Here is a 10,321-nt window from a genome sequence, read left to right as displayed (position 1 = left end):
GGGTTGAAGGGCACGCGCAGGTGCGGGGCGAGGAGGTGGCCGGCGAGGAGCGGGGGCACGGCATTGCCGATCTGGGAGAACTGCTGGCCCTTGTTGCCCTGCCAGGGGTAGTCGGCGGGGAAGGTCTGGAGGATGCCGGCCTCGCGTGCGGTGATCCGGATCGGCTCCGGCGGAGCCTTGGTCCCGCTCTCCGGCGGGGTGCCGACGGGTTCAGCAATCCAGGTGCACTCGTTCGCGCGGTGCCCGAAGAAGAGCGTGCCTGCGGGCTCATCCACGCGGCGGACGGTGGCGTTGGTCTGGTTGTTGCTGCGCAGTGACCACTTCCAGTGCGTGGCCTTACTGGTGAAGGTCGGGGCCGGGGCATCTGCGGGTGTGGCGGAGCGGGTGCCGTGTCTGGATGTCCAACCTGCTCCACGCGTCTGCGGTTCGAGTGTCACCTCTGTGGCGGGCACTGGCGGGCGCCAGAGACCGCGCTCCCGGGCGTTGGCGAGTGCCTGGCGGGAGCCAGAAGGGAAGGGCTCGGGGCCGCCTCCTGGTCCGCCGCCGGCGCACACGGTGGGGACGGGCCGGTCGGTGACACCCCAGCCGAGGGCCTCGGCCATGGACACCCACCGGGCGCGGCCTGGCCCGAACAGCGTTTCGGGCTCTGCGACCTGGGCGTGGGTGGGCGAGGGGGGTTCGGCTGTACGGACCCGGGAGGCGAGCAGGATCGCGCGCCGTCGTGTTTGCGGTACGCCGTAGTCGGCGGCGTTGAGGATGCCGGTCCATGCGGAGAATCCCCAGTGGCGGAGGATGGCCGCGTACTGGCGCCACAGCGGCAGAACGTCGGGGACCTCCTCCATGGCGACCCACTCCGGTTCGCCCACCGTGTTCAGGGCATGGAGGTAGCGCATGGGCTCGGCGGCCAGCAGACTGCGCGCGTCCCGGCAGGCGGCGAGGAGCTTCTCGCGGGTGTCGCGGCCTTGGGCGAGGTCGGCCACCGCCTGGTGGACCAGGGGCTGGTCCACCAGGCCGAGGCGCTTGCCGGCCATCGACCATGCCTGGCAGGGCGGGCTCGCGATCAGCCCGGTGGTCCGCCCGAGAAGCGGCCAGACCGGATACAAGGCCACGTCTGTGCGTATCGTCAACTGTCCTGCTGCCGCACGGGTCTTGCAGGCCCATTCGTCCCACTCCAGGCCCACGTCCCGAACACCGAGGACGTGCAGTGCGTGGCTCCATCCACCCGGTCCCGCAAAGAGGTCCAGGGTGATCAAGAGGCCAGTCCGAAGTCGTCCTGTACCGGCGCGACTTCCCCGCGGCAGGCCCACGGGGAACAGCCATCGATAACGCCCTGCTCCAGCTCCTCCAAGGCTGGTTCAGTGTTGGTGAGTTCCTGCTGCATCGCTGCCCATTCGGCGGCGGTGACGTGGTCGATCGGTGCCTCACTGAGCGGGACGCGGGAGCGGTGGAGGAACGCCTGGCCGAGCAGCTTGTTGCCGGCGGCGTTGGCGCGGGCGTTCCCCTTTCGGATGGCGGCGTCGAATGCGACGACGTCCTGCCATTCTGCGGGGCTCGTGTCGCGGATGTGGCGCCATTGTGCGTTTCCGTGGAAAGGGCATCCGAGGCACGATGATTTCGGTGTGTCTGCGAGAGCGCGTGATGTCAGGTAACGGACGCAGTCGCTGCGGGACCAGCCCATTTCGATCAACGGGTGGACGTTCTTCATGTAGCGGACGTCGGCGTCCTTGGCGCGGTGGAATTCGTCCGTCGAAATGCCGACCCACTGCTCGACGAACACGCCCTTCGGGATGCGCTGCGGGTGGGGGTATCCGAGGAGTTCGCGGACCTTCTTCTTGATCGGCTTGATCTTGTACTCGCCCGTGCTTCTCTGCACTTCACTCTCATGGGTGAAGGCGGGTATGTGGCTCGTCAAAGGGCCTCCGAGATGGATGGGATGGGGTCAGGGGTGATGACAGCGCTGGCAGCCGCCGGGCAGATCCCCCGGTGTCGGTAAGATCAGCGCTCTCATGTGGGGTGCGATGCGAATATCGGGGCTGGGCGGCGAGTGGCAGAAGTACGCGCTGACCTCGGATGAGGACGCCAGCGATTTCTGGGGCTTCGCTCACGAGGCCGAGGGGCTGTTCACGCCCCTGCCGGATGAGGAAGGAGCGCGCCGAGTGCACCTCGCGGGCTGCCTCCCGCAGGGTGGCCTACTGAAGAGCGTCGACCACGTCGGCAGTCGTCGCGCCACGGCGGGGAACGCCTGGTTCGACCTCCTCGACGGTGACGGTGCCACCATGGGGTCCTACTTCGTCAACGAGGTCACCGTCATCGACGTCAAGCCCTCCGCCAGCGGTGCCGGCCTGGTCGACCTCACGGTGACGCTCTGGTGCGAGAACGCCGTGGCCGGAGCGGAACGAGTGTGGGAGCTGGTCCGCACGGGTCACCTGAATCGCACCGGAATGTGGCACGACCTTGCGCCCGAGGACCGACACGCGTGGCTGTCGGTGGCGCTGTGGTCCCGGGAGTACCAGCGCCAGGGGAAGCCCGATGCGCCTGCAGGTCAGGTGTTCACCTTGGACGGCCGGCACGTCGTTGACCGGGACAGCTTCTACTGCGCGATCGGGGAGGCCATCAACGGACCCGGTGGATACTTCGGCTGGAACCTGGACGCTCTGGACGACTGCCTTTGCGGCGGGTGGGGCGCCACTGCTCCATTCACCTTGCACTGGGATTCCTCGGCCGAGGCTCGGGAACGGTTGGTAGAGCGCGTGCCCGCCGGTGACCGCGAGCTTGTGCTGTTCGACCTCCTCCTGGAGATCTTCGAGGAACGGGGCGTGAACGTCATCCTTCGGTGACGGCTGGTCGCTTCCAGGCATGGGTCCTGGGAAGGTCATTCGGACTCCTGGGGACGGCGGCGTGCGGGGATGCCGAGGTGGACGGCCGGTCGCTGGGCTCGGCGTTGGGTCTCGTCGCGCTTCGCGCGGAGGAAAGTGAGGGTGAGGTCGATGCCCTCGATCTCACCGATCCAGCCTTCGGCCTCAGCCCGCGTCCTGCGTTGCAGGAGGTCGGCTTCGAGCTCGGAGAGCCGGGCGAGCACCTTGGGATTGACGTGGAGCATCGGGCAGCGGATGCAGGCGTGCTCGTGCTGGCAGGGGGTGCCGTAGGGGCGGCCGCAGGAGCCGAGTTCGACCTTGCGGCGGTCGAAGTGCTCCTCGAACTCGGTCCACTCGTCAGAGGTGGTGTCTCGGTATTCGTCGGTGGGACGGATCTGGCGCCGGTGCTCCAGGTGCTCCTGGTAGTGGCGGATGACGTCCTCGTCGAAAACCGCGACGTAGCCGCGAGTGGTCTGGACATTCAGGTGTCCGAGCAGGGCCGCGCCGATGTGGATGGGCAGGCCGCTGTTGACGAGTTCGGTGATGAAGATCCGGCGGAAGTCGTGCGGGGTGAACTTCAGCCCCTTGAAGCCGGGGTGCACTTCGGCGAGGGCGAGGCAGCGTCGCTCGATCATCTTCTGGATCGTGCCGGGGTTGAAGACTGCGGGAATCGTGCCGTTCTGCCGCTGGAACAGGAACGGCATCGGAGGACTCCAGACCTTGTCGTGCGGGTCGTAGCGAGTCACGAGCGGGATCGGCCGCCCGGTGCGGGCGTGTCGGCGGATGATCGAGGCGATCACGTGGAAGAGCTCGGCGGACATCGGGATCACGCGCTCGCGGTCGGTCTTCGAAGGAGCGATGACCAGCAGCGCGATGACCTCGCCACCGGGCCGCTGATACTGGCGGATGCTCAGGTGGGTGAGCTCGCACAGTTCCTCGATGCGGACGCCGGAGTGCCGCAGCGTCTCCACCGCTGTCCAGTCCCAGAAGGTGGTTTCCTCCTCGGCGGCGATGTGGACCATCTCGCCGCTGTCGTTGTTGCGCAGACGCGGCGGGATCGGTGCGGTGTGTCGGCTGAGCTTGCGGTCGGCTTCGCTCAGCACGCGTGTGTAGCTGGTGCCGGCGAAGGTGAACGACTCTCCCTCGGCCGCCTCCTCGGCGAGCTGGAGCAGCTGGCGGAAGTGGTCGTAGCGGGACTCGACGTGCTCGACGAGTACCGGCAGCAGAGGCTGACGCTGGCGGGTGCGGTCGGCGCTGCGTTCGTTGATCCGCCGGCGGCGAGCGCCGAGCCCATGCAGGTCGGAGGGTGGGACAGGGCAGGGAGCGACCCAAGCAGCCCACCGCTCGGGTTCCTGAGCGGCCCAGGTGTGCAGGTCGTAGTAGAAGCTGCGGACGGAGATGACCAGGCTGTCTGCCCCGGCGCGCGGAGCGCCGTTGTCCTTGACGGCGATCATCTGCCGCCAGGCGGTGTAGATCTCCGGGGAGATCCGCAGGTCAGCCTGGTCGGGGTTGAGGCGTTCGATCTTCTCCCAGAAGTGGTGGGCCAGGTGCAGGACCAGGTTCTTCAAGGTGGCGTAGTCGGTGTCGGCGCGGCGCCGCGTGAAGTAGTCGATCAGCAGACCGCGGACGGCCTGGTTGCGGATCGGGTAGAGGTCGATGAGCTCCTCGATGCTCTTCTGACCCCGCATGAGAGCGGCGCGCATCGTTGCGGGAACGGTCGGTGGAAGGTGGCCCATGGCGTGGAGCACGTGCCACACACCTTGGCCGCGGAGGCGGTTCCCGGCCTTGTTCCCGGGGTCCACCACCGACCACGCCCGCCGGTTCTCCTGCGCGAAGTGCAGCAGCGCGGGCGCCGTGACGTCGCTCAGCGCGACCCCCTGGACAGAGAGCAGAACGCACAGGTCGAACAGAGCCTCGGTGCGGTGCGCGTAGGTGTGCTGGTGCACCTCGACCTGCTTGGCGAACTCGTCCAGCAGCGGGTCGCTCTGGGCGGAGATGAAGTGGGCGGCGAAGCCGGTCATGTGGTGGCGCCGGAAGGCCACCAGGGACGGCTGGATGACGCGCAGGCAGATCAGGGCTCGCAGACCAGTGGTGAGTTTGACGCTGGGGCTGCGGCGGCACTCCAGGTCGTTGACGTGGGCAAGTCCCTTGCCGACCGGGCTGGCGTCCCACCGCTCCTGCCAGGTCAGGCCGGGGTAACCGGCCAGGTAGTCCAGGAGGAGCCGGGCGGCCTGGCCGCGCTGCTGCCGCGTTGACGTACCTCCGTCCCAGGTGTCGACGACCAGCCTCGCGATCGACCGCGAACTGCTGCGGGAGAGATCGCCGAATGGGCGTGGTGGCGTGGCAGTGGTGGCCGGCTCGGCTGCCATCGGGCCACCGACAAACCGGCTGGGGTAGTCCAGGCCCTCGGCGATCGGGCCGTGGCGGCGGCTGACGCCGGTGGTAGGGCTCGCGGCGGTCTTAGGCACCGAACACCGCCGCGATGTCGTCGGCGGCGTATCCGGCCGGGTAACTCACCTGGGGGCGCGGCTGGTTGTAGTACTCCAGCAGGGCGTCGAAGATCTCCTCGACCCGCACCGCCAGGTAGCGGCTGGTGGTCTGGATGTTCGCGTGGCGCAGCACCGCCTGTACCTCGGGCAGCGTGAGCTTGCCGCCGTTGGCCATCCGGTGCGCAGCGGTGTGGCGCAGGTCGTGAAGCGTCCAGTTCGTGCGCAGGTTCTGCTGGGCCCGCTGCACCACCCGACGCATCGCCCAGTAGCTCAGAGGCCGGTCTTGACCGTGCCGCGTGCGCCAGACGGGCTCGCCGGCCTCCGGCGTGCCGACGCTGTCCAGGTAGCGTGCCAGCCGGACGCATGCCTCCGGCGAGATCGGCACGAGCTCGCGTTCCCGGGTGCCCTTGGTGATGACGTAGAGGCCCGGCTTGGCCCAGTGGATGTCGTTGGTGCCGACACCGAGCAGTTCCTCCGCCCGGGCGCCGCTGGAGACGTAGCAGTCGAGCAGGGCTCGGTCCCGCTCGCAGCCCATGGCGGCGAACAGCTCGTCCCACAGCGGATCGGGGATGGAGCGCGGAGGCCGGCTGGCAACCTTCTGGCGCAGCCTGGCCCGGCCCAGCACCGGCTTGGGCTCCAGCGGGCTCAGGTGGCTCAAGGCCCGGCGGCGCTGAGGCGAGGCGGGCACCGGGTTCGCCACCGGGCCGCGTCCGTAGTGCGCATGGAACGTGTAGAAGCCGCTGACCACCGACAGGGCGTGGTTGATCGTCGTCGGTGCGTACCCGGGGCTGAGGTACGGCTTCCCGGTCCGCGGATTGACCGTTCCCGGAGGCGGCGACTGCGGGTTGCGCCGACGGCGCTGCGGGTTCGGGGCCGTACGCAGCCAGCCGGTCAGGACGGCCGTCTCCGCCTCGGTCGCCCGTTCCCAGGCCACATCGAGCAGCCACAGAAGCCGGAACCACCGCAGCATCCCGAACCCGTAGCTACGGGCGGTCAGCGGGCTGCTGTCACTCAGCGCCAGGTCGCGCAGGTACGCGGTGACCGGCTCCACCTCGCGTCCGAGCCCGTTGACAACAACGAAGGGAGGGTGGGCCTCACCGGTTTCCACCACGGCACCAGCGCGGGGCAGCTGGGCCCGACCCTCCATCAGTTCGTGACGTAGATCCACTTCACTCTCCTTGATCGTGATGACCAACACCGCGATCAACGAGGAGAAGAGGTGCAGATAACTGTGCACTGGCGCCTGGTCATGCCCTGCTTCCCGTCCTGGTTCAGGATGTAGAGCGGCATGGAGGCGAACCGGTGATTCGGGTCGAGCGCGTCGGCGCGAATGTTCCCGGCGGAGACGCGCAGCACGGGGATCCCGGCAGGCGCGGCTATCTCTTTCTCCAGGCGATCGAGGTGCTCGTATACGGCAGCCGGTTCCCAGCCTGTATCGGCGAAGATGGCGTAATCGACCTTCGGGAGGATGCCTTCGGCGGAAAGGGCGAGCATGGCGCTGGACTGGATTCCCGCGCCGAGTGATATGGCGCGGAACTGGGGAGTGGGGGAAATGGTGGATCCTGACGGTGAGGCGATGGGGAGGTTGGCCGACTTGCTCAGCGCCGCGCGTGGAGCGCGTGGGCGACGGCGGTGACAAGGGCGCCCGCTTCGTGGGGGCGAAGGCTGTTCATCGGCGCCTGCCGCCCGGCTTGCCGGGCGCGGGTACCTTGCCCGGTGACGCTGAGGGCGTCGGTCCGGGCCGCTGGGTATCCAGCACCAGCTTTCCGGCGGCCGTGACCGTGATGTCCTGACCGGCGATGGCGGAGCGCTGTGTGTCGATCCGGACCAGGCGGTGTTTCTCCAGCACGGCGAAGGGCGTGGCGTGGATGCTGTTGCCGTCGCCGGCCATGACGCTCCTGCTTCCGCCGCGGCGTTCGTAGCGGCGGGCGCCGCCCTGGGCGATCTTGTCGAGCGCCGTGTACTGGGCGTCGGTCAACTGCGGCAGCGGCGGGCGGTGTTCTGGGTGGTCCTTCAGGTCGCGGGCGATCCCGGCCGCCGTGTACTGGCAGCACGTCGCGCACAGGTCGAGGTGGTGGGCGGCCGTGGTCAGACTCTCGGCCAGGAGGGGCCCGGCCTCGGCGTGTCGGGCTTGGCGCACGGCAGCGTCGTCGACCGGTGGGCCTCCGGCGAAGGCGGCGGCTTCGAGCGGGTTGTCGGCCACGGCTCTCGCCAGCTGCGAGCCGGCGAGAGAGGCGGAGGCGACGACCTCACTGAGTGTCTCCAGGGAGGAACGGCTGCCGGGTATGGCCGTGTACTGGCTGCCATCGAGCACGGACAGGCGGACCAGGGCACGGCCGACCAGCTCGTGGATGGCGAGGATTTTGGGGCCGAGCTGCTGCAGCATCTCGCTGCCCGGCTGGGCGTTCAGGGCGGTGACGGTGGTGTGCAGGGCGGTGAAGTCGGCGCCGAGCTTGCGGAGATGGTCGATCTGCGCGGGCAGGTCAATCTGGCGCATGGCGGTGGTGGGGGCTCCGGTGCGTAGGGGTCAGCGGGTGCGTCCCCGGGCCGGGTTCGCAGCCGGGCCAGTGGGGACGGTGGCGAGGGTGGCGTGGCGTGCGGTGACGGGGATCGCGGCTGGGGTCGCGATACCGAGGCCGACGCGGACAGCGACTCCGTGGGCGTAGGCGTGTGATTCGACACCCACGACGGCGCCGAGCAGGCCGCGCTCGTCCAGCCCGGCCGGGGGCCGGTGTGAGGATCCGTCTGGTGAAGGGGTGAAGCCGTGCTGCTCCAGGAGGGAGCGGGCCTCGGGGGTCTTGGCGGTCGCGGTGACGGTGCCGTCGGCGAACTGGATGCGCAGGTCGGGCTCGGGCAGCGGGCCGTGCGGACTCCAGCGGGTTGTCCAGGAGAGGTCGACGAGGTCGTGGGTGCGTTCCAGCAGCCCGTACATCGCTTGACCGGCTCGCTCGTGGGCGTCCTGGGGGATTCCCGGCGGTAGCAGGTAGAGGGTGCGGTCGTGGTGGGCACGGGCGGTGAAGCCGGCGTCGGTCAGCAGGCGGTCGGCGCCGGGTAGCCGGCGGTTGAGGACGAGAAAGGTGTATCCGTCGTCGGTGGACCCGATGAAGACGTCATGGTGGTCGGTCAGGGCCATGGGGCTCCGGTGGAGGTGGCGGGGGTTGTGATCAGGCCGCAGGCCCGAAGCCGTCCTGCGCGGGGGTGTGTTTGGCGACGGCGCGGGCGGTGATGGCCTTCGACGCGCGGGCGGAGGCCGCGGACAGTTCGTCGGCGCCGGGTTCCAGGTACCAGGGGCGCAGGTCGAGCATGGCGGCGCGCATGCCGGTGGCGAAGCACAGGGCGGTGCCCTTGGGCAGGGCGCGGATGGCGTCGGCGGGCAGGATCCGTTCCTGCCGCATCGACACCGAGGTGGACTTGCCGGACTCGGAGTGGGAGGTGGAGGTGGTCTCGACGTCGTGGTCGCCGATCAGTCGGGACAGCTTGTCGGCGAAGTCCGGGTCGTCGATGCCGGAGCCGATGACCTTGACGGTGGAGGCGGACCACATGGCGTCCATGCCCGCGTCGCCCCAGACCTTCTGGCCCTGGCGGTAGGACTGCAGGATGGTGATCGGGATGATCCCGCGGCTGCCGAGGTGGGAGTACAGGTCCGGCAGGTCGGAGATCTTGCAGACGTTGGCGGCCTCGTCGAGGATCGCCAGCATGGGCGGGTCGAGGCGCCCGCCGGCGCGCTCGGCCTGGGCGGTCGCGGCCCGCATCACGGAGTCCGCGCACGCCGCGATCAGGGCGCTCGCTCCGCCTCCGCCGTCCTTGCTCAGCAGGTAGAGGGTGTCGGTGGAGGTGACGAACTCGGCTGGCTTGAACTCGGGGACGTCCTTCTGCGGGGTGACCCAGGCGGCGATCTCGGAGTTCAGCAGGGCGGCGGCGTACTGGCGGGCCGTTTCGTAGATGCCGTCGCGGGTCTCGGGCGGGCCCTCGACGGTGCCCTTGAGCTGGGCGGCGACGGCGGTGAAGTCGTGGTCGCGGAGGATGTCCAGCGGGGTGCGGTCGGCGGGGAAGGCGAGCCACTGCATGACGTCGGTGATGGGCCGGTCATCGAGCGCGGCGGCGAGGAAGAGCTGGGACAGGATGTTGGATCCGGCCTTGGACCAGAAGTCGCCCTGCTGGGAGGCGTCCACGCTCGCGGCGAGGAAGTGCCCGGCCAGGCGGCCGGCACCGTCCAGCGTCTTGGCGTCCGCGAGGGGGTTCCACCACATCTCGCGGGCGGCGTGGGCGATCTGCTGCGGGTCCATCGACCACACCCACCCCACCGTGGCCCGCGCGTCGATGGTCGCGGTGTACGCGTCGCCCGCCGCCTTGTTCGAGGTCAGAAGGACCGGGCCGGGCGCGTTAAGGATCGAGGGGATCGCCAGCGACGTGGTCTTGCCGGAGCGCGGGGCCATGATCGCGACGGCGACGTCCTCGTACCCCATGCGGACCTCGTGCTTGGTGCCCTGCAGGTTGCCCAGGAGGATGCCGGTGTCACGGGCATCGATGCGCTTGGCGGTCTTCAGACTCGGCCGCAGCGAGCGGGCCTTGTCGGTGATGGCCTTGGCCATCAGCGGCTCGATGTCCCGGGGCTTGGCCATGCCGGCGACCTTCTTCTTCCGTCCTCCACTGGGCTTGTGGCGCGACCACAGGACGCCGGCCGCGGTGGCGAGCGCGAGCAGCGCGGCGACGGGGACGATGCGGGCCCCAATGAGCAGGGATGTTTCTCCGGTGTGGGGCCAGAGCTGGTCGGGATGGAGCAGCGCAGTGGTGGGCGCGTAGGCGGCCCAAGGGCGGCCGGCCAGCCAGGAGGTGATGTTGCCGGACAGCCACGCGAGGTGGGACAGGGGGACGACGACGGCGGCCACGCCCAGGAGGAGGCGGAAGGCGATGTCGTAGCCATCGGAGGGCTTGTTGGTGGAAGGGGGCAAGGTCGATGTGCTTCCGGGCGGAGGG

General features: G+C 69.4%; 8 protein-coding genes and 1 pseudogene. 1 reads left to right on the top strand and 8 read right to left on the bottom strand.

Annotation, left to right across the window (positions count from 1 at the left end):
• Both C1I97_RS22945 and C1I97_RS22940 read right to left on the bottom strand, forming a co-directional pair.
• The coding region (locus C1I97_RS22945) for a DNA cytosine methyltransferase (protein ID WP_111005081.1) at positions 1 to 1,250 on the bottom strand (1,250 nt) is incomplete at its 3' end.
• Positions 1,250 to 1,873: a hypothetical protein gene (locus C1I97_RS22940; RefSeq protein WP_111005080.1), complete on the bottom strand. Its 624-nt coding sequence runs from the start codon at positions 1,871 to 1,873 to the stop codon at positions 1,250 to 1,252. The genes C1I97_RS22940 and C1I97_RS22945, both read right to left, overlap by 1 nt.
• Positions 1,874 to 2,006: 133 nt before the next feature.
• On the opposite strand from C1I97_RS22940, the gene C1I97_RS22935 reads away from it, so the two are divergent.
• Positions 2,007 to 2,837, top strand: coding sequence for a barstar family protein (locus tag C1I97_RS22935; protein WP_258382701.1), 831 nt, complete (start codon positions 2,007 to 2,009; stop codon positions 2,835 to 2,837).
• Positions 2,838 to 2,872: 35 nt separating this feature from the next.
• Here the strand turns inward: C1I97_RS22935 and C1I97_RS22930 are convergent, their stop codons facing one another.
• The 6 genes and pseudogenes from C1I97_RS22930 to C1I97_RS22905 form a co-directional block, all read right to left on the bottom strand.
• Positions 2,873 to 5,323: a tyrosine-type recombinase/integrase gene (locus C1I97_RS22930; protein ID WP_309147822.1), complete on the bottom strand. Its 2,451-nt coding sequence runs from the start codon at positions 5,321 to 5,323 to the stop codon at positions 2,873 to 2,875.
• Positions 5,316 to 6,512, bottom strand: coding sequence for a tyrosine-type recombinase/integrase (locus C1I97_RS22925; protein ID WP_181446867.1), 1,197 nt, complete (start codon positions 6,510 to 6,512; stop codon positions 5,316 to 5,318). Before C1I97_RS22925 ends, C1I97_RS22930 begins: the two co-directional genes overlap by 8 nt.
• A 62-nt stretch (positions 6,513 to 6,574) precedes the next feature.
• Positions 6,575 to 6,838, bottom strand: a pseudogene (locus C1I97_RS22920) (hypothetical protein); the annotation flags it as partial.
• A gap of 175 nt (positions 6,839 to 7,013) precedes the next feature.
• The gene (locus C1I97_RS22915) at positions 7,014 to 7,841 is read right to left on the bottom strand and encodes a hypothetical protein (RefSeq protein ID WP_111005076.1); all 828 of its coding nucleotides are present in this window, start codon (positions 7,839 to 7,841) and stop codon (positions 7,014 to 7,016) included.
• A gap of 30 nt (positions 7,842 to 7,871) precedes the next feature.
• Positions 7,872 to 8,477, bottom strand: a complete 606-nt coding sequence (locus tag C1I97_RS22910) for a hypothetical protein (RefSeq protein ID WP_111005075.1) — start codon at positions 8,475 to 8,477, stop codon at positions 7,872 to 7,874.
• 31 nt (positions 8,478 to 8,508) lie between these two features.
• Positions 8,509 to 10,296, bottom strand: coding sequence for a type IV secretory system conjugative DNA transfer family protein (locus tag C1I97_RS22905; RefSeq protein WP_111005074.1), 1,788 nt, complete (start codon positions 10,294 to 10,296; stop codon positions 8,509 to 8,511).
• Positions 10,297 to 10,321: the final 25 nt, after the last annotated feature.

This window comes from Streptomyces sp. NTH33 (genome assembly GCF_003236365.1).
Lineage (GTDB): Bacteria > Actinomycetota > Actinomycetes > Streptomycetales > Streptomycetaceae > Streptomyces.
This window is presented reverse-complemented; position numbering and strand designations above follow the sequence as displayed.